The 17756-nt window shown below is 65.1% G+C and carries 20 protein-coding genes and 1 tRNA gene; 19 read left to right on the top strand and 2 right to left on the bottom strand.

Annotated features, from left to right (window positions below; translation table 11 throughout):
• Positions 1-73: 73 nt before the first annotated feature.
• The 12 genes from I6F17_RS19030 to I6F17_RS18975 all read left to right on the top strand — a co-directional run bounded on the left by I6F17_RS19030 (position 74) and on the right by I6F17_RS18975 (position 10777).
• On the top strand, positions 74-577 hold the full coding sequence (locus tag I6F17_RS19030) for a DUF6163 family protein (RefSeq protein WP_025036697.1): 504 nt from the start codon (positions 74-76) through the stop codon (positions 575-577).
• A 508-nt stretch (positions 578-1085) separates the two neighbouring features.
• Entirely contained in the window at positions 1086-1604 is a 519-nt protein-coding gene (locus I6F17_RS19025; protein ID WP_025036696.1) for a MarR family winged helix-turn-helix transcriptional regulator, read from the top strand.
• 201 nt (positions 1605-1805) lie between these two features.
• On the top strand, positions 1806-2042 hold the full coding sequence (locus I6F17_RS19020; protein WP_036010478.1) for a hypothetical protein: 237 nt from the start codon (positions 1806-1808) through the stop codon (positions 2040-2042).
• Positions 2043-2079: 37 nt separating this feature from the next.
• A complete protein-coding gene (locus tag I6F17_RS19015; protein WP_025036694.1) occupies positions 2080-2301 on the top strand; it encodes a hypothetical protein in 222 nt (73 codons plus the stop codon).
• Positions 2302-2564: 263 nt separating this feature from the next.
• A complete protein-coding gene (glyA, locus tag I6F17_RS19010) occupies positions 2565-3863 on the top strand; it encodes a serine hydroxymethyltransferase (protein ID WP_225130741.1) in 1299 nt (432 codons plus the stop codon).
• A gap of 70 nt (positions 3864-3933) precedes the next feature.
• On the top strand, positions 3934-4416 hold the full coding sequence (gene nrdR / locus I6F17_RS19005) for a transcriptional regulator NrdR (protein ID WP_011087793.1): 483 nt from the start codon (positions 3934-3936) through the stop codon (positions 4414-4416).
• Positions 4413-5561, top strand: coding sequence for a bifunctional diaminohydroxyphosphoribosylaminopyrimidine deaminase/5-amino-6-(5-phosphoribosylamino)uracil reductase RibD (gene ribD, locus I6F17_RS19000; RefSeq protein ID WP_225130743.1), 1149 nt, complete (start codon positions 4413-4415; stop codon positions 5559-5561). Before nrdR ends, ribD begins: the two co-directional genes overlap by 4 nt.
• A complete protein-coding gene (locus I6F17_RS18995; protein ID WP_225130745.1) occupies positions 5561-6190 on the top strand; it encodes a riboflavin synthase in 630 nt (209 codons plus the stop codon). The genes ribD and I6F17_RS18995 overlap by 1 nt, the downstream gene beginning before the upstream one ends.
• Before the next feature lie 62 nt (positions 6191-6252).
• Complete coding sequence (ribH, locus tag I6F17_RS18990; protein ID WP_225130746.1) at positions 6253-6744, top strand: 6,7-dimethyl-8-ribityllumazine synthase; 492 nt, start codon at positions 6253-6255, stop codon at positions 6742-6744.
• A 4-nt stretch (positions 6745-6748) separates the two neighbouring features.
• Positions 6749-7246: a transcription antitermination factor NusB gene (nusB, locus tag I6F17_RS18985; RefSeq protein ID WP_225130749.1), complete on the top strand. Its 498-nt coding sequence runs from the start codon at positions 6749-6751 to the stop codon at positions 7244-7246.
• 175 nt (positions 7247-7421) lie between these two features.
• Entirely contained in the window at positions 7422-8420 is a 999-nt protein-coding gene (gene thiL, locus I6F17_RS18980; protein ID WP_225130750.1) for a thiamine-phosphate kinase, read from the top strand.
• 236 nt (positions 8421-8656) lie between these two features.
• Entirely contained in the window at positions 8657-10777 is a 2121-nt protein-coding gene (locus tag I6F17_RS18975) for a sodium-translocating pyrophosphatase (protein ID WP_109143543.1), read from the top strand.
• A gap of 175 nt (positions 10778-10952) precedes the next feature.
• Here I6F17_RS18975 and I6F17_RS18970 read toward each other — a convergent pair whose 3' ends face one another.
• Both I6F17_RS18970 and I6F17_RS18965 read right to left on the bottom strand, forming a co-directional pair.
• Positions 10953-11954 carry a tripartite tricarboxylate transporter substrate binding protein gene (locus I6F17_RS18970; protein WP_036010447.1) on the bottom strand — a complete coding sequence of 334 codons (1002 nt, stop codon included), beginning with the start codon at positions 11952-11954 and terminating at the stop codon, positions 10953-10955.
• Positions 11955-12170: 216 nt separating this feature from the next.
• On the bottom strand, positions 12171-12656 hold the full coding sequence (locus I6F17_RS18965; protein ID WP_036010444.1) for an outer membrane protein assembly factor BamE: 486 nt from the start codon (positions 12654-12656) through the stop codon (positions 12171-12173).
• A 98-nt stretch (positions 12657-12754) separates the two neighbouring features.
• Here I6F17_RS18965 and I6F17_RS18960 point away from each other — a divergent pair, with 98 nt between their 5' ends.
• The 7 genes from I6F17_RS18960 (at position 12755) to I6F17_RS18930 (ending at position 17466) form a co-directional block, all read left to right on the top strand.
• On the top strand, positions 12755-13306 hold the full coding sequence (locus tag I6F17_RS18960; RefSeq protein WP_225130752.1) for a ubiquinol-cytochrome C chaperone family protein: 552 nt from the start codon (positions 12755-12757) through the stop codon (positions 13304-13306).
• Positions 13303-13866 (top strand): DUF177 domain-containing protein, encoded by a 564-nt coding sequence (locus tag I6F17_RS18955; RefSeq protein WP_036025465.1) that lies wholly within the window; start codon positions 13303-13305, stop codon positions 13864-13866. The genes I6F17_RS18960 and I6F17_RS18955 overlap by 4 nt, the downstream gene beginning before the upstream one ends.
• Positions 13867-14166: 300 nt before the next feature.
• Positions 14167-15228 (top strand): phosphate acyltransferase PlsX, encoded by a 1062-nt coding sequence (plsX, locus tag I6F17_RS18950; RefSeq protein ID WP_128265259.1) that lies wholly within the window; start codon positions 14167-14169, stop codon positions 15226-15228.
• Positions 15225-16205, top strand: coding sequence for a beta-ketoacyl-ACP synthase III (locus I6F17_RS18945; protein WP_036010434.1), 981 nt, complete (start codon positions 15225-15227; stop codon positions 16203-16205). Before plsX ends, I6F17_RS18945 begins: the two co-directional genes overlap by 4 nt.
• Before the next feature lie 132 nt (positions 16206-16337).
• The gene (locus tag I6F17_RS18940; RefSeq protein ID WP_036010431.1) at positions 16338-16679 is read left to right on the top strand and encodes an integration host factor subunit alpha; all 342 of its coding nucleotides are present in this window, start codon (positions 16338-16340) and stop codon (positions 16677-16679) included.
• A 24-nt stretch (positions 16680-16703) separates the two neighbouring features.
• Positions 16704-17279 carry a MerR family transcriptional regulator gene (locus I6F17_RS18935; RefSeq protein ID WP_225130754.1) on the top strand — a complete coding sequence of 192 codons (576 nt, stop codon included), beginning with the start codon at positions 16704-16706 and terminating at the stop codon, positions 17277-17279.
• Positions 17280-17388: 109 nt separating this feature from the next.
• Positions 17389-17466: transfer RNA gene (locus I6F17_RS18930), tRNA-Pro, on the top strand.
• The last annotated feature ends 290 nt before the right edge of the window (positions 17467-17756 follow it).

Below are 17756 nucleotides of genomic sequence, written 5' to 3'. Positions count from 1 at the left end.
CTGCCGCAAGGCAGATCTGCCCCTGACTTGGGCAGCCGATTGATTTTGCGGGCCGAAGCAGCCAGAAGGGGCCATGTCCGAGATCTCCACCCGCGATGCGGCCCAAGGCGGCGCCAATGCCAGGGACGCTGCCCGTGACACTGCTAGAGAGAGCGCGCTCTCGGTGGCGGCGATCTCCTCGGAGCGCTCGGAGTCCGACGACAATGTCTGGACCCGCCGGCTGGTGCTGTTCCTGCGGGTGATGGCGCTGCTCTCGATCCTGAAAGGCCTCTATCATTGGGCGCAGGTCACAGGCTTCGTCGGCGGCGAGGACGAGGCGTTCGAGAACCAGTCGATGGCCTGGCAGGCCGCGACGGTCTACTTCGCGGTGATCGAGCTCGTCGCCGCCGTCGGCCTCTGGCTGGCGACGCCCTGGGGCGCGGTGGTGTGGCTGACGACCGTGGTGTCGATGGCGGTGATCGAGCTGATGTTTCCGGGAATCTACGGCGGCAGCCTCGTCGTGGTCGGCGTCGAGGTCTTCATGCTTGCCGCCTATCTCGCGCTCGCCTGGATGGCCGCGCGCGAGCGGCCGCCGTAGGCGACATCGTCGCGATCGACGACACTCTCGTGCCCCGGACGCAGCGGCAGCGCGCCGCGCTTGCGGCGTGATGCGCTGCAGAGCCGGGGCCCATCTCTCCAACATCTCGCCTGCGGCTTCTGGGTCCCGGATCTTCGCTGCGCTTGTCCGGGACAGGAGAATGTTGCGTTTGGTTGACCGCTGGTTGCCTAAAATTCGCGGTAAGTTTTCATTGACCAGCCGGTTCCGCCACAGCTCTTACGCGTGCGTTTCGAAACGGGGCGGGGCTGTTCTGGAATGCGACAACGGGGGCGGACGGAGGGTGAACAGGACCTTGCGAAGGTCAATAGAGGCTTTCAAAAAGTACTTGTGGCACAGGCTTAATGCGCAATTCACTGTCTTAAATTCATGATCTCTTTATTCTCTTATTTAAGCCGATCTTCAAACGCCCCTCTTAAGTTGCACCTATCAGACGGGACACAAGTTTCGTCGAATAAGTGTCGATAAAAACGACAACAGGGGAAGTGTCATGATGAAAGCCGTCGCAACTGCGGCAGATACCGCAGAGCGCGTCTCCGGCCAGCAGGGTTCGGTGCAGTCGCTCTATCTGGAAGCTTTGACTCTGGTGGAGCGGCTGCATCGCCGGCTCCTCGACGTGATCAAGGACGAATTCGATCGCCGCGGCCGTGCGGACATCAACTCGGTCCAGGCGCTCTTGCTCTATAACATCGGCGACAAGGAGCTGACCGCGGGCGAATTGCGCACGCGCGGTTACTATCTCGGCTCCAACGTCTCCTACAATCTGAAGAAGCTCGTCGAGCTCGGCTTCCTCGATCATCAGCGCTCGCGCGTCGATCGCCGCTCGGTGCGCATCCGCCTGACCCCGCAGGGCCAGGAAGTCCGCCGCATCGTCGATGCGCTCTACCAGAAGCACGTCAAGACGGTGGAGCAGGTCGGCGGCATCTCCGGCGACGAGTTCGCGACCCTCAACAAGTCGCTGCACCGCCTGGAGCGGTTCTGGACCGACCAGATCCTCTATCGCCTCTGAGTTCTAAAGGGATCTGGGCGAAGCCGGCCCGTAACAAGACCGGAAGCCCTCCCGAACGTGCCTGACTTCCCCAAGCGCGCCGGCCCGGACTTGCTCCGGACCGGTGCGTTGATGTTTTTTTGCACCTGCGAAAAAAATCCCTGGCAGCCAGGAACCAGTTCCCGGATCGGCGCTTATCTTCTTCGGATCGGAGAAACGGCGATGCTGGTCGAGCGCGGGCTTCGGGTGATGAACGTGGAACTCGTCAGCGAGGCCTACGCCATCGCCGCGAACTACCTTCGCCGCTCCGGCGCAATCCCGGACACTCTCGTCACCGACGACCGCCTGCTTCACCTGATCGTCAAGCTGCTCCAGCAGGGCGAATTCAACAAGATCAGGCTGGCCAACAGGGCGATCGCTCGGTTCCAGGCGCAGACCGAGGCCAGAGCGGTTGCCTGATCAAAACCCCCAAGATCCCGACCAACCAGAGGATGCCATGGAAGCTGCCATCGACCGCATCATGCAGACCTACGACCTGCTCGCCAACCGCACCGCGGCGGCCAGCGCCGAGGCGCGTGAAAAGGTCACGAACTACCTCAACATCCTGATGGAAGCCGGCGAGACCGACACCCATAGGTTGACGGTCTGCGGCCTGACCTATCTGCGCCAGCTCGACGGCAGCGTCGACCCCGTGAAAGCGGGGTATACCGGGCTGTAGAACGACGCCCGCTGCCCCGGCGGCAGCTGGCAAGAAATAAGGCCCAAAGCGGCCCCACCCGGATCTTGACGGGGAGCGGATCTCGCAAGACCGCTCCCGGGCTGAAAACCCCCAATCCCACCATATCTTGCATAAATATCTGGCCCGACCCGCAAATGCTTGGCCGCGGTCGGCCGATGTGGTAGATCGCGCGTGCTTCCGACCGCCACACCAGACCCGCCCGTAGCCCGCCAAAAGGCTGCGGCGGTGGAGATATTCGCAAGATGACCGCACCCAAGACCGCCTCCGCGCCCGATTCGTTTTTCACCGCCTCGCTCGAGCAGGCCGATCCGGAAATCGCTGCCGCCATCAAGGGCGAGCTCGGTCGGCAGCGCCACGAGGTCGAGCTGATCGCCTCCGAGAACATCGTCAGCCGGGCCGTGCTGGAAGCGCAGGGTTCGGTGATGACCAACAAATACGCGGAAGGTTATCCGGGCGCGCGCTATTACGGCGGTTGTGAGTGGGTCGACGTCGCCGAGAACCTTGCGATCGATCGTGCCAAGAAGCTGTTTGGTGCCAATTTCGCCAACGTGCAGCCGAACTCCGGCAGCCAGATGAACCAGGCGGTGTTCCTGGCGCTGCTGCAGCCGGGCGACACCTTCATGGGTCTCGATCTCGCCGCCGGCGGCCATCTCACCCATGGCTCGCCCGTGAACATGAGCGGCAAGTGGTTCAAGGCCGCGCATTACACCGTGCGCCGCGAGGACCAGATCATCGACATGGATGCGGTGGCCAAGCAGGCCGAAGAGGTCAAGCCGAAACTGATCATCGCCGGCGGCTCGGCCTATTCGCGCGCCTGGGACTTCAAGCGTTTCCGCGAGATCGCCGACAGCGTCGGCGCTTACCTGCTGGTGGACATGGCGCATTTCGCCGGGCTCGTCGCCGGCGGCGTGCATGCTTCCCCGGTGCCGTACGCGCACGTCACGACCACCACGACGCACAAATCGCTGCGCGGTCCGCGCGGCGGCCTGATGCTGTGGAATGACGAGACGCTGACCAAGAAGCTCAACTCGGCGATCTTCCCGGGCCTGCAGGGCGGTCCTTTGATGCACGTGATTGCGGCCAAGGCGGTCGCCTTCGGCGAGGCGCTGCGTCCGGATTTCAAGGTCTACGCCAAGAACATCGTCGAGAACGCCAAGGCCTTGGCCGAGACGTTGAAGGGCCATGGTCTCGATATCGTCTCCGGCGGCACCGACAATCATCTGATGCTGGTCGATCTCCGGCCGAAGGGCCTGAAGGGCAACGTCTCGGAGAAGGCGCTGGTTCGCGCCGCCATCACCTGCAACAAGAACGGCATTCCGTTCGACCCGGAATCGCCCTTTGTGACCTCGGGCATTCGGCTCGGCACGCCGGCTGCGACCAGCCGCGGCTTCGGCGTGGCCGAATTCCAGCAGGTCGGCGGCATGATCGCAGAGGTCCTCAATGCGATCGCGCAATCCTCCGACGGCAAGGCGCCGCTGGTGGAAGCTGCGATCAAGGAACGGGTCAAGGCGCTCACCGACCGGTTCCCGATCTACCAGTAAGGCGCCGCATGATCCGGAAAAGTGGGTACCGGTTTTCCGAAGAGATCATGCGAAAATAAAGGTCACACGGATGCGCTGCCCGAACTGCAACAGTCTCGATACGCAGGTGAAGGACTCGCGTCCGACCGAGGACTCGTCCGTGATCCGCAGGCGGCGCGTGTGCGTCGCCTGCAATTTCCGCTTCACCACCTTCGAGCGCGTGCAGCTGCGCGAGCTCACGGTGATCAAGCGCAACGGCCGCCGCGTGCCGTTCGACCGCGACAAGCTGATGCGCTCGGTGCAGATCTCACTTCGCAAGCGGCAGGTCGAGCCGGAGCGGGTGGAGAAGATGGTCTCCACCATCGTGCGCGAGCTCGAGACCGGTGGCGAGGCCGAGATCTCCTCGGAGGTGATCGGCGAGACCGTGATGGAGCACCTGCGCACGCTCGACGACGTCGCCTATGTGCGCTTTGCCTCGGTGTACCGCAATTTCCGCGAGGCCAAGGATTTCGCCGACGTGCTCGGCGAGCTCTCCGGCGAGGAGGAAGCGCGGCTCGCCGCGATCCGCAAATGATCTTCCGCATCCTGGAAGACCAGTTCGCGCAGAAGGCCCGCGAGGCCAAGGATGCTGATCGCCGTTTCATGGAGCTGGCGCTTGCGCTCGGTCGGCGCGGGCAGGGCCGGACCTGGCCCAATCCGGCCGTGGGCGCCGTCATCGTCAAGGACGGCGTCATCGTCGGCCGCGGCTGGACGCAAGCAGGCGGACGTCCGCACGGTGAGCCCGAGGCGTTGCAGCGGGCGGGCGAAGCAGCGCGGGGCGCCACGCTCTACGTCACGCTGGAGCCGTGCTCGCATTTCGGCAAGTCGCCGCCTTGCGCCGATGCGGTGATCGCCGCCGGCATCAAGCGCGTGGTGGCGGCGATCGAGGACCCCAATCCGGAAGTTGCGGGCCAGGGCCATGCGCGCCTGCGCGCCGCCGGCATCAATGTGGACGTCGGTCTGTGCGCGGCGGAGGCCGCGTTCGACCATGCCGGCCATTTCCGCCGCATCCGGGACCAGCGTCCTCATGTTATCCTGAAGCTCGCGGTCTCGCCTGACGGCAAGATCGGTGCGGCCGGCGGCAAGCCGCTTGCGATCACGGGGGAGGCGGCACGCAACCGCGTGCATCTGCTCCGCGCGCAGAGCGATGCCATCCTGGTCGGCATCGGCACGGTGCTGGCGGATGATCCGCAGCTCAACTGCCGCCTGCCGGGCATGGCGGCGCGCTCGCCGGTGCGTGTGGTGCTCGACCGGAGCCTGCGCATTCCCGCATCGAGCCAGCTGGTTCGGTCTGCGCGCGAGACGCCGCTTTGGGTGATCGCGTCCGAGCTTGCGGAAGCGGCCGCCGCGACGCGCCTTGGCGCGGCCGGTGCGCAAATCATGCGCATGCCTCCGGGGAGTGCATCCGGGCTCGATCTTTCGGCCGTGCTGCATGCGCTGGCGGACAAGGGCATCACACGGCTGATGGTCGAGGGCGGCAGCCGCGTTGCGGCATCGTTCGTCGCGGCCGATCTCGTCGACGAGGTCTGGCTGTTCCGCGGAGCGGAAGCGGTCGGCGAAGGCGGCGTCGATGCGCTCGATGCATTGCCCCTGTCGAAAATCACGCAGTCGCCGGCCTACAAGGTTCATGCTAGCGAGACCTGCGGCAAGGATACTCTCACCATCTACGAGCGCGCGTAATGTTCACCGGCATTGTCACCGATATCGGCGAGATCGTCAGCTTCACGCCAACGGCGCAAGGGCAGCTGCACCGGCTGCGGATCGCCTGCCGCTACGATCAGAGCACGATTGCGGACGGCGCCTCGATCGCCTGCAACGGTGTGTGCCTGACCGTGGTTGGCTCGGGCGTTGCGGATGGCAGGGACTCCAAGCAAAGGACCTGGTTCGACGTCGACACCGCGGCCGAGACGCTGGCGCTGACGACGGCCAAGCACTGGAAGGTCGGCACCAGGCTCAACCTCGAGCGCGCGCTGAAGATCGGCGATGAGCTCGGCGGCCATATCGTCGCCGGCCACGCCGATGGCATTGCAACCATCGTCAGCCGGGAGGACTTGCCGGATATGGCGCGGTTCGTGCTCTCGACGACGCGGGAGCTGGCCCGGTTCATCGCCACCAAGGGCTCGATCACGCTCGACGGCGTCTCGCTGACGATCAATACGGTTGCAGACGTGACCTTTTCGGTGCTGATCATTCCGCACACGCTTGATGTCACGACGATCGGCAGCTGGAAGGCGGGGGATGAGGTTAATATCGAGGTCGACCTGATGGCCCGCTACGCGGCGCGGCTGACGGAAATGACGGTCTCTTAGAACTTGGCTTACCTGCTTCCGGCGACTACATAGCGCCGACCCCTTTCGAAACGGATTGAACGATGGCAGACGCGCGGCGCGCACCCCTGAAGGACCAGACCGATATTTCCGGCGCGCGCGCGCTGATTGTCGAGGCGCGGTTCTATGACGATCTCCAGGATGCGCTGCTGGACGGCGCGGTGGCCGAGCTGAAGGCGGCCGGCCTGACCCACGACGTCATCACGGTTCCCGGTGCGCTGGAGATCCCCGCGGCAATCGCCATCGCGGTCGATGCCGCGGCGGCGAACGGCAGGCCCTATGATGCGGTGATCGCGCTCGGCTGCGTGATCCGCGGCGACACCATTCATTTCGAGATCGTCTCGCAGGAATCCTCGCGCGCGCTGATGGACCTCGCCGTGGCGCGGAAGCTGCCGCTCGGCAACGGCATCCTCACCGTCAACACCGAGGCGCAGGCCTGGGCGCGGGCGCGTGCCAGCGAGCTCAACAAGGGCGGCGATGCCGCGCGCGCCGCGCTTGCGATGCTGCGCATTAAACGCCGCCTGGCGCAGGCCTGAAGCCATGGCCGATAACACCAAGAAGCCGACAGGCGTTGTCGAGAAGAAGGCGAACCGGCGCGGTGCGGCACGGCTCGCAGCCGTGCAGGCGCTGTACCAGATGGACATCGCCGGTGCGGGCATCAACGACATCTTTGCCGAGTTCGAAAGCCATTGGCTCGGCAACGAGGTCGAGGGCGAGACGTATCTGCCGGCGGAAGCCGCCTTTTTCCGCGACGTCGTGTCCGGCGTCGTCCGCGACCAGAAGAAGCTCGATCCTCTGATCGACGAGGCGCTGTCAAAGGGCTGGCCGCTCAAGCGCATCGAAGCGATCCTGCGGGCGGTGCTGCGGGCAGGAGCCTATGAGCTCCAGCATCGCAAGGACGTGCCGGGCCGGGTGGTGGTCTCCGAATATGTCGACGTCGCCAATGCTTTCGTCGACCGCGAGGAAACCGGCATGGTCAACGCCGTGCTCGACCAGATCGGCCGCCAGTTTCGCGACGACGAGTTCGGGCGGGGGTAGTTTCCCGCGAGGGCGGTGAAGTGATGCGAGACGACTGCCCCATTCTCCGTCGTCATCACCCGCGAAGGCGGGTGATCCAGTACGCCGCGGCCTATCGGGCTAACACGACTGTCTCTCGAATACTGGATCGCCCGGTCAAGCCGGGCGATGACAGCGGTGGATGGGGCTGACGCCGATGGAAACCACACAAAATCCCTCCGGCGAAGACTCCCTCATCGCGCGCTATTTCAAGCCGCTGGCGACCGATCCCGGCGCGTTCGGGTTGGTCGACGACGCGGCGGTGCTGTCCTCGTCCGGCGAGGACATCGTCGTCACCACCGACGCGGTGGTGGAAGGCGTGCATTATCTTGCCGGCGATCCGCCTGACACCATCGCGCGCAAGGCGCTGCGGGTGAACCTGTCCGATCTCGCGGCGAAAGGAGCGACGCCGGCAGGCTTCGTGCTGACGCTGGCGCTGCGCAGCAAGGAGGATGCCTGGCTGCGTCCCTTTGCGGACGCGCTAGGCGAGGATGCCAACACCTTCGCTTGTCCTCTGCTCGGTGGCGACACGGTGTCGACGCCGGGCCCGCAGATGATCTCGATCACCGCCTTCGGCCGTGTGCCTCAGGGGCGGATGATCGGCCGCACCGGCGCAAGGCCGGGCGACCGCGTCCTGGTCACGGGCACGATCGGCGATGCCGCGCTCGGCCTCGACGTGCTCAAAGGCGGGGCTGCCGTCAGCGCGCTGACCTCCGATCCCGCGGCACGGGATTTTCTGGTCTCGCGCTATCGGGTGCCGCAGCCACGCAACGTGCTGGCGCCGGCCCTGCGCGATCATGCCACCGCGGCGATGGACGTCTCCGACGGCCTCGCCGGCGATCTGACCAAGCTCTGTGCCGCTTCCGGGGTCGCGGCTTCGGTCGACGTGACGAGCCTGCCACTCTCGGCCGCGGCAGCCGGCCTTCGCGCCCGCAACGTCGCGTCTGTCGAGACGCTGCTTGCCGGGGGCGACGACTACGAGGTGCTCTGCACCGTTCCGCCGGCACAATGCGAGACGCTGATTGCCGCGGGGCAGTCCCTCGGCGTTGCCGTGACCGCAATCGGTACCATCACGGAGGGGCAGAAGCCGCTGCGCTTCCTGGACGGGCAGGGCCAGGATCTGCTTTTGACGCGGCTGTCCTACAGCCACTTCTAGGAATTGCTCCAAACCGGCATCTGAGTTCTCAGCGCTTGGTCCTAAATACCTGCCGAGATCGGCCTTTTCGGGCTGATCCGGCGTTGCACCCTCAATGTGATTTTGGCAAGCTCGCGGCCGACTGGAGCCGTCCCTTAAGGGCAAGGGGGCGGCTTTGTTCAAAATCAAGGCGCTGCACCGCACGACGGACAACAAAAGGCGCCGGGGGTACATCAAGGATCTGAGGCAAACATCACATGACAGCATTATGGTTGATAGTGCTCTGCGGAGCGCTTTCCGTCGCCTACGCGATTTGGGCGACGTCTTCGGTCTTGGGCGCGGATGCGGGGTCGCCGCGCATGCAGGAGATCGCAGGGGCGGTGCGCGAAGGCGCACAAGCCTATCTCCGGCGGCAATACACCACGATCGGTATCGTCGGCATCGTCATCTTCGTGCTGCTTGCCTATTTCCTCGGGCTCTATGTCGCGATCGGTTTCGCCATCGGCGCGATCCTGTCCGGCGCTGCGGGCTTCATCGGCATGAACGTCTCGGTCCGCGCCAATGTGCGCACCGCCCAGGCCGCGACGACGTCGCTGGCCGGCGGCCTGGAGCTCGCCTTCAAGGCGGGCGCCATCACCGGCCTTCTGGTGGCGGGTCTGGCGCTGCTCGGCGTGACGCTCTATTTCGGCTTCCTGGTCCATTCGCTGAAGCTCGCGCCGGATAGCCGCGTCGTCGTCGACGCCCTGGTGGCGCTCGGCTTCGGCGCCTCGCTGATCTCGATCTTCGCCCGTCTCGGTGGCGGCATCTTCACCAAGGGTGCGGACGTCGGCGGCGACCTCGTCGGCAAGGTCGAGGCCGGCATTCCCGAGGATGACCCGCGCAACCCTGCGACCATCGCCGACAACGTCGGCGACAACGTCGGCGACTGCGCCGGCATGGCCGCCGACCTGTTCGAGACCTATGCGGTGACCGCGGTCGCCACCATGGTCCTGGCGGCGATCTTCTTCGCCAAGACGCCGATCCTCGCCAACATGATGACGCTGCCGCTCGCGATCGGCGGCATCTGCATCATCACCTCGATCATCGGCACCTTCTTCGTCAAGCTAGGGCCGAGCCAGTCGATCATGGGCGCGCTCTACAAGGGCCTGATCGCAACGGGCATCCTGTCGCTGATCGGCATCGCCCTGGTGATCTACTACCTGATCGGCTTCGGCAAGCTCGAGGGCGTCAACTACACCGGCCTGGCACTGTTCGAGTGCGGCGTGGTCGGTCTCGTCGTCACCGCCCTGATCATCTGGATCACCGAATACTACACCGGCACCGACTATCGTCCGGTGAAGTCGATCGCCCAGTCCTCGGTCACCGGCCACGGCACCAACGTGATCCAGGGCCTCGCCATCTCGATGGAAGCGACCGCGTTGCCTGCGATCGTCATCATCGCCGGCATCCTGGTCACCTACAGCCTCGCCGGGCTGTTCGGCATCGCGATCGCGACTGCCACCATGCTGGCGCTGGCCGGCATGATCGTCGCCCTCGACGCCTTCGGCCCCGTCACCGACAATGCCGGCGGCATTGCCGAAATGGCGGGACTGCCGAAGGAGGTGCGCAAGTCGACCGACGCGCTCGACGCGGTCGGCAACACCACCAAGGCGGTCACCAAAGGCTACGCGATCGGCTCCGCTGGGCTCGGCGCCCTGGTGCTATTCGCGGCCTACAACGAGGACCTCAAGTTCTTCGTGGCCCGCTCCGCGCAGCATCCCTACTTCGCCGGCGTCAATCCGGACTTCTCACTGAACAATCCCTACGTCGTGGTGGGCCTGCTGTTCGGCGGTCTGTTGCCGTACCTGTTCGGCGCGATGGGCATGACCGCGGTCGGCCGTGCGGCCGGTGCGATCGTCGAGGAGGTCCGTCGCCAATTCCGCGAGAAGCCGGGCATCATGCAGGGCACCGACAAGCCTGATTACGGCAAGGCGGTCGACTTGCTCACGCGCGCGGCAATCAAGGAGATGATCATCCCCTCGCTGCTGCCGGTGCTGTCGCCGATCGTCGTCTACTTCCTGATCTATGCGATCGCGGGCGGCGGCGCGGCCGGCAAGTCGGCGGCATTCTCGGCCGTCGGCGCCATGCTGCTCGGCGTCATCGTGACGGGCCTGTTCGTCGCAATCTCCATGACCTCGGGCGGCGGCGCCTGGGACAACGCCAAGAAGTACATCGAGGACGGTCATTTCGGCGGCAAGGGCTCTGATGCCCATAAGTCCGCGGTGACCGGCGATACCGTCGGCGATCCCTACAAGGACACGGCGGGACCTGCGGTGAACCCGATGATCAAGATCACCAATATCGTGGCCCTGCTGCTGCTGGCGATCCTGGCGCACTGAGCGGCGCTGACGCGAGAAGAGAAAACCCCGCGGCGTGAGCCGCGGTGTTTTTGATTTGGCGATCCGACGCTCTCCCGACGTCATTGCGAGGAGCTCTTGCGACTAAGCAATCCAGCATCTTTCCGCAGAGACAGCCTGGATTGCTTCGCTTCTCTCGCAATGACGTGAGAGAGACCTACTGCACGTCCATCTGCAGGCCTTCCTTCTGGATGATGCCGGCGAACTTCTTCGTCTCGGCGTCCACGAAGGCGGCGAACTGCTCGGGCGTGCCGTAGTCGGCGCGGGCGCCCATGGCGGCGATCTGCTTCTTGACGTCCTCGCGCTCCAGCATCGCCTTGACCTGGAGATTGAGCGCGCCCAGCACCTCGGGCGAGGCGCCCTTCGGCAGGAAGACCGCGAACCAGGAGGACACGTCGAAATTCGCCAGCTCCGGCGCGCTCTCGCGCATGGTCGGCAGGTCTTTGGCGAGGTCGCTGCGCTCGGGCGTGGTGACGCAGAGACCGTTGAGCGTGCCGCTCTGCACCTGAGGCAGGGTCGGATAGAGATTGTCGAACAGGATCTGGATGTCGCCGGCAAGGGCGGCCTGGAGCGCGGGGCCGGCGCCGCGGAACGGGATGTGCGTCATCTTCAGGCCGGTGAGTTGGAGAAACCAGGCGCCGGTGAGGTGAGGGCTCTGGCCGACGCCGGAGGAGGCGTAGCTGAGCTTGTCCGGATTGGCCTTCAGATACGCGATCAGCTCGGGAATCGTTTTGATGCCGGTCTTCGGATGCGCCGAGACGATGTTCGGAATCCGGATCATGTTCGAGACCGGCTGAAGCTGGTCCGGCTTGTAGCTGAGGTTCTTGAAGATGCTGTAGGCGATCGCGTTCGGGCCGGGGTTGCCGACCAGGATGGTGTGACCATCCGGCTTGGCGCGCACGGCCTCGGCGGTGCCGATCGTGCCGCCGCCGCCGGAGCGGTTTTCCACCACAGTCGACTGACCCCAGGCGGTTTGCAGATGCGCGGCCAGGAGGCGGCCCATCACGTCCGTCGAGCCGCCGGCCGCGGCCGGCACGATGAGACGAACGTTTTCAGTGGGCTTCCAGTCGGCAAGGCTCGATCGCGGTAAAATCGCTGCGGCCGAAAGGCCGGCAGCACCGGCGAGCACACGACGGCGGGACAACAAAGGCTTATGCACGAATCCACTCCTGCTTTTTGCTTTGCGGGAACCGTAGGGAACGGCACGTGCGACCGCAAGTCGCGCGCGACGACAAGTGCCGCGCAGAGAGCGGCACGACGACGCAGGCGTAAGCCCATATACCTTGTGATGGAATTAAACGGCTTCAGGAGTCTCGTTCGACGTGCATTTTCGACGCGAAGCGACAAGCCGCTTCGATCGAACCCTTCCACGGCCTCAGTTGAAGCTGAGCAGCTTGAACAGCGGGGTGAGGTAGCTCATCTCCTGACCCGACGTCGGCGTGGTGCGGCTGATGAAGTCGAAGATCTTGCCGTCCTGGAGACCGTAATTCGCAAGCCGGCGCACGCGCCGGGTCTTGTCGAAATAGACTGCGATGACACGCTGATCGACCACCTTCTGGTTCATGAAGGCGACCGGGCGCTCCGAGCGCTGCGAGATGTAGTAGAACACTTCACCGTCGAGGGTCGCGACCGTCGAAGGCGTGCCCATCACGATCAGCACCTGATCCTGGCTCGCGCCGATCGGAATCTGCTCGAGCGCGCCGGGCGGCAGGATGTAGCCTTTCTGGAACTGCTCGCCGGTGCAAGCTGCAAGGGCCACGCCGATCACGGCGGTGGCCGCAAGCATGCGCAGGCCGCGCCAACAGGCATGAAGGCCGCGCCGCATGTCCGCGCGCAGGCTGATCTGGTTCGTTGTCGTCATAGCGGAACTGATTCCGTCCCCTTGCGTCGCGCGAGGCGCTGAAGTACCGGGCTGGGCGTCTGAATGCAACTCGCGCGCGCCCGCTTGCGGAAACCACAATGCTTTGGCCGTTCAATCACTTCAGGAAACCCCGGCGAACCCCGCCCGGCACCATTGAGGCCATCTATGGCATGATCGTGACGCAGGCGCGAGACCCCCTGTTTTACCGGGTCTTGGGTGTGCCCGATACGGTTAACGGGCGTTTCGACCTGTTGCTGCTGCATCTCTGGCTGCTGCTGCGCCGTCTGCGCGCGGCTCAGGGCGCCGCGGAGCTGTCGCAGGCGCTGTTCGACCGCTTCTGCGAGGACATGGACGACAATCTGCGCGAGATGGGGGTGGGCGACCAGACCGTGCCGAAGCGGATGCGGGCCTTCGGCGAGGCTTTCTACGGCCGCGTCCAGGCCTACGACCAAGCGATGGAAGCCGGCGGCGAGACGCTGGCAGCGGCGATCTGCAAGAATATCTTGAATGGGACCGGCTTCGACCAGGCGGAGCGGCTCGCGGCCTATGCGAGGGCCAGCGAGGCCGATCTTGGCCGGACCGACGAGGCTGCGCTGCTGCGCGCGTCCTTCAAGTTTCCCCGGGCGCTGTCAGAGGATGTCACGCCATGAGCCGACCAGATACCGAGCGCGATCCCTGGCGGGCGCCCGTCATCGTTGCGCAAATCCCGGACGGCGGGTTGCATCGCGAGCTCGAGGCCTCAGTGGCCGAGCGGCAGGCGATGGCGGAGGTCGCGGGCTTGCGCGAGATCCTGTCCGCCCATGCCAGCTTCGATGTCGTGCCGAAAAGCGGGGGGCGGGTCCAGGTCACGGGCCTGGTTCGTGGCCGGATCGGCCAGACCTGCGTCGTCACGCTGGATCCGATCGAGAGCGAGATCGAGGAGGAGGTGGACCTGATGTTCGCCCCCGAGGCCGAGGCGCGCCGCCTGGCCGATCTGATCGAGGAGGGGCAGGACGACGAGGCGCCGCCCGAGGTTGCCGACCCGCCCGAGCCGATCACAGGCGGCATCATCGACCTCGGCCGGCTCGCCACCGACGTCCTGTTCCTGGCGATCGATCCCTATCCGCGCAAGGAGGGGGCCGTGTTCGAGGCGGAGGTCACCGCTCCCGACCCCGAAGACCATCCCTTCGCCGTGCTGAAGGCATTGCAGGACAAGAAGAAGGGCCAATGAGGGGCATTTTGGCTCGCGGGCTGCCTTGCCAGGGGACGCGAGCCATTTGCCTCGATGGTTTGAGACGGCTGTTTATCTATCTGATTTCAATGCATTTCTCGCCAAATCCGCGCCCGGCGGCCGGATTGCCCCGAATGCAAAAGGCTGGGGGCAAGAGGTTGTTTCGGGGGTACAAAACGCTATTGTCGCGCCCCGGTCCGGGTGCGGCGTGGCGCTTGGCCGGCCGCCGTCCCGGTGGCGAACCCATTTTGCGGCCCCGCTGATCCCAAGACCGCACCAGACCAGGTTTCCAGGACTTACATGCCAAGCAAGGTTCGCATCGCGCTGGACGCCATGGGAGGCGATGTCGGCCCCGCCGTGGTCATTCCGGGCGCCGCCATCTCGCTTGGCCGGCATCGCGACACCGAGTTCCTGCTGGTCGGCGACCGCGCCAGGATCGAGCCCGAGCTCGACCAGCACCCGAAGCTGAAGGCCGCCTCCAAGATCGTCCATACCGACGTCGCCGTCAGCATGAAGGACAAGCCGAGCCAGGCGCTGCGGCGCGGCCGCAAGACCTCCTCGATGTGGCTCGCGATCGACGCGGTCAAGAAGGGCGAGGCGGACGTCGCGATCTCCGCCGGCAATACCGGCGCGCTGATGGCGATGGCGCGCTTCCATCTGCGCACCCTGCCGGGCATCGACCGGCCGGCGATCTCGGCGATCTGGCCGACCCTACGCGGGGAGTCCGTCGTGCTCGACCTCGGCGCCACCCTCGGCGGCGATGCCCACCATCTGGTGTCGATGGCGGTGATGGGCGCGGCCAAGGCGAGCGTGCTGTTCAACAAGACCCGGCCCACGGTCGGGCTGCTCAATATCGGCGCCGAGGAGATCAAGGGGCACGAGGAGATCCGCGAGGCCAGCGAGATCCTGCGGGCGCGGAACCTGCCGGAGCTCGACTATATCGGCTTCGTCGAGGGCGACGGCATTGGCAAGGGGCTCGCCGACGTGATCGTCACCGAAGGCTTTAGCGGCAACATCGCGCTGAAGGCGGCCGAGGGAACCGCACGGCAGATGGCGGAATTGCTTCGTCACGAGATGCAGCGGAGCTGGATGTCCAAGCTCGGCTACCTCTTCGCGCGCAGCGCCTTCCAGGCCCTGCGCAACAAAATGGACCCCAACAAGTCCAATGGTGGCGTGCTGCTGGGACTGAACGGGGTGGTGGTCAAGAGCCACGGCGGAACCAACGCCGAAGGCTTTGCCTATGCGATCGATGTTGGCTATGAGATGGCTCACTACGATCTCCTGAACAAGATCAATCAGATGCTCAACCGCGAGGGTGGTGCACTCAAATTCGTGCAGCCCGCGCCGGAGGATGTTTCGTGACTCAGATTCGTTCGGTCGTGCTCGGCTGCGGCTCTTACTTGCCGGAGCAGGTGGTGACCAACGCCCAATTGGCGGCGCGCATCGATACCTCCGACGAGTGGATCGTGCAGCGCACCGGCATTCGCGAGCGGCACATCGCGGCCGAGGGCGAGTTCACCTCGCACCTCGCCATCAAGGCGGCACAGGCGGCGCTCCGCGATGCCGGCGTTGACGCGCAATCGATCGAGCTGATCGTGCTGGCGACCTCGACACCCGACAACACCTTCCCCGCGACCGCCGTCGCCGTGCAGCACGGGCTCGGCATCAATCATGGAGCGGCCTTCGATCTGCAGGCGGTGTGCTCGGGCTTCGTGTTCGCGCTCGCCACCGCCGACAATTTCCTGCGCACCGGGGCCTACAAGCGGGCGCTGGTGATCGGCGCGGAGACCTTCTCGCGCATCCTCGACTGGAACGATCGCGGCACCTGCGTGCTGTTCGGCGACGGCGCCGGCGCCGTGGTGCTGGAGGCGCAGGAGCAGCCCGGCAATGCCGCGACCGATCGCGGCATCGTCACCACTCACTTACGATCCGACGGCCGCCACAAGGCAAAGCTGTTCGTCGACGGCGGGCCGTCCTCGACCCAGACCGTCGGCCATCTGCGCATGGAGGGCCGCGAGGTCTTCAAGCACGCGGTCGGCATGATCACCGACGTGATCGTCGATGCTTTCAAGGCGACCGGGCTCGATGCCGACGGCATCGACTGGTTCGTGCCGCACCAGGCCAACAAGCGAATCATCGACGCTTCCGCGCACAAGCTGCACATCGCGCCGGAAAAGGTGGTGCTGACGGTGGACCGTCACGGCAACACCTCGGCGGCCTCGATCCCGCTGGCGCTCTCGGTGGCGCGCAAGGACGGCCGCATCAAGAAGGGCGACATGGTCCTGCTGGAGGCCATGGGTGGCGGCTTTACCTGGGGCTCCGCGCTGGTGCGCTGGTAAGCCACACCGATAAAATTTTGCCGGAATCCGTGCCGATTATCGCGATGTGTGCATTGATGTGCGGTGTTGACCGCCGTATCGTAAGCTCATAATTTCAGACAAGAATTGTTCGCCGTGAGGTGGGGCAGGGCGATGAGCGAGACCAGCAAAACCGTAACGCGTGTCGATCTGTGCGAAGCTGTCTACCAGAAGGTGGGCCTGTCGCGCACGGAATCGTCTGCCTTCGTGGAACTCGTGCTGAAGGAGATCACCGACTGCCTGGAGAAGGGCGAGACGGTGAAATTGTCCTCGTTCGGCTCCTTCATGGTGCGCAAGAAGGGCCAGCGCATCGGCCGCAACCCGAAGACCGGCACCGAGGTGCCGATCTCGCCGCGCCGCGTTATGGTGTTCAAGCCGTCGGCGATCCTGAAGCAGCGGATCAACGCCCAGCACCGCACCAACGGCGACGCCACCCAGGCTCAAGAAGAGGCGTAACCGCCTTTCGGAAAGGACTGGCCTTTGGACAAGGCGCCGGATGCGTTCCGAACCATCAGCGAAGTAGCGCAGGAACTCGACATTCCGCAGCACGTGCTGCGGTTCTGGGAGACCCGCTTCTCCCAGATCAAGCCGATGAAGCGCAGCGGCGGCCGCCGCTATTACCGCCCCGACGACGTCGACCTGCTCAAGGGCATCCGCCGGCTGCTCTACGGCGAAGGCTATACCATCCGCGGGGTGCAGCGGATCCTGAAAGAGCACGGCGTCAAATCGGTGCAGGGCCTCGCCGACAGCGCGGCCGCGGTCTCCTTTGGCGCCATCGAGGACGCGATCGGCGCGAGCCTGATGGAGCCCGAGGACGAGGCCCCCATCAAGGGCGTCACCGACACCGACGATGATGACTTCCAGGGCGATGAAGAGGAAGGCATCGACTTCCGCTTCACCGAGGTCGACGACGAGGAGATCCTCACCACCTTCCGCAAAGGCGGCGCCGCCGTGCCCGCCGGCCCCAGCGCGCTCGACCGCGAGCGGCTGGAGCGGGTCCTCGGCGACCTCGTCGCCTGTCGCGAGATGCTGGATCAGGCCCTGAAGGAGGGCTAGGGCGGTCCCCGGCTTTGCGGGGCAGTTCCGGCCCCGCTTGGGCGGATACACCAAAATGCTGCGGCCTCGCCTTGCGCAAAGCGGCGATCCTAGCTAATGGAACGGCATTCGGAGCGTGGCGCAGCCCGGTTAGCGCACTAGTCTGGGAGACTAGGGGTCGGAGGTTCAAATCCTCTCGCTCCGACCAAATTCCTCAAGAACGGAATTCCTTCCGGGCCGTCGGTTGACCGCGGGCCGGCCGTTTGCGGTTGATTTTGCAACGTTCCGCAGGTGTTGCCCTCGCGTCACAGCATCCAGCGTCAACATGATTTAAGAATTTGGGCACTTTGGAATCGCGGAGGGGCGTCCCGTGAGAAGAGTACTGGCCGCTATAGCAGTCTCGGCGAGTGTCGTGTCGGGGGCCGTAGCTGCTGACCAAAGCCCCTGCACTTTTCACGAAAGCGCGCACGGCTGACTCCAGCCCAAGCTGGACGGGAT

It is taken from the genome of Bradyrhizobium sp. NBAIM18 (assembly GCF_020193825.1).
Taxonomy (GTDB): Bacteria; Pseudomonadota; Alphaproteobacteria; order Rhizobiales; family Xanthobacteraceae; genus Bradyrhizobium; species Bradyrhizobium yuanmingense.
The sequence above is the reverse complement of the archived record's forward strand: the minus strand, read 5'-3'. Positions and strand labels throughout refer to the sequence as shown.

Coding starts and splice junctions, on each gene's coding strand:
- ribH (WP_225130746.1), top strand. CDS start 6,253: ATGGCAGACGCGCGGCGCGCACCCCTGAAGGACCAGACCGATATTTCC.
- I6F17_RS18940 (WP_036010431.1), top strand. CDS start 16,338: ATGAGCGAGACCAGCAAAACCGTAACGCGTGTCGATCTGTGCGAAGCT.
- plsX (WP_128265259.1), top strand. CDS start 14,167: ATGCCAAGCAAGGTTCGCATCGCGCTGGACGCCATGGGAGGCGATGTC.
- glyA (WP_225130741.1), top strand. CDS start 2,565: ATGACCGCACCCAAGACCGCCTCCGCGCCCGATTCGTTTTTCACCGCC.
- I6F17_RS18995 (WP_225130745.1), top strand. CDS start 5,561: ATGTTCACCGGCATTGTCACCGATATCGGCGAGATCGTCAGCTTCACG.
- I6F17_RS19030 (WP_025036697.1), top strand. CDS start 74: ATGTCCGAGATCTCCACCCGCGATGCGGCCCAAGGCGGCGCCAATGCC.
- I6F17_RS18955 (WP_036025465.1), top strand. CDS start 13,303: ATGAGCCGACCAGATACCGAGCGCGATCCCTGGCGGGCGCCCGTCATC.
- I6F17_RS18965 (WP_036010444.1), bottom strand. CDS start 12,656: ATGACGACAACGAACCAGATCAGCCTGCGCGCGGACATGCGGCGCGGC.
- I6F17_RS19020 (WP_036010478.1), top strand. CDS start 1,806: ATGCTGGTCGAGCGCGGGCTTCGGGTGATGAACGTGGAACTCGTCAGC.
- I6F17_RS18960 (WP_225130752.1), top strand. CDS start 12,755: ATGCTTTGGCCGTTCAATCACTTCAGGAAACCCCGGCGAACCCCGCCC.
- nusB (WP_225130749.1), top strand. CDS start 6,749: ATGGCCGATAACACCAAGAAGCCGACAGGCGTTGTCGAGAAGAAGGCG.
- ribD (WP_225130743.1), top strand. CDS start 4,413: ATGATCTTCCGCATCCTGGAAGACCAGTTCGCGCAGAAGGCCCGCGAG.
- I6F17_RS18975 (WP_109143543.1), top strand. CDS start 8,657: ATGACAGCATTATGGTTGATAGTGCTCTGCGGAGCGCTTTCCGTCGCC.
- thiL (WP_225130750.1), top strand. CDS start 7,422: ATGGAAACCACACAAAATCCCTCCGGCGAAGACTCCCTCATCGCGCGC.
- I6F17_RS19025 (WP_025036696.1), top strand. CDS start 1,086: ATGATGAAAGCCGTCGCAACTGCGGCAGATACCGCAGAGCGCGTCTCC.
- I6F17_RS19015 (WP_025036694.1), top strand. CDS start 2,080: ATGGAAGCTGCCATCGACCGCATCATGCAGACCTACGACCTGCTCGCC.
- nrdR (WP_011087793.1), top strand. CDS start 3,934: ATGCGCTGCCCGAACTGCAACAGTCTCGATACGCAGGTGAAGGACTCG.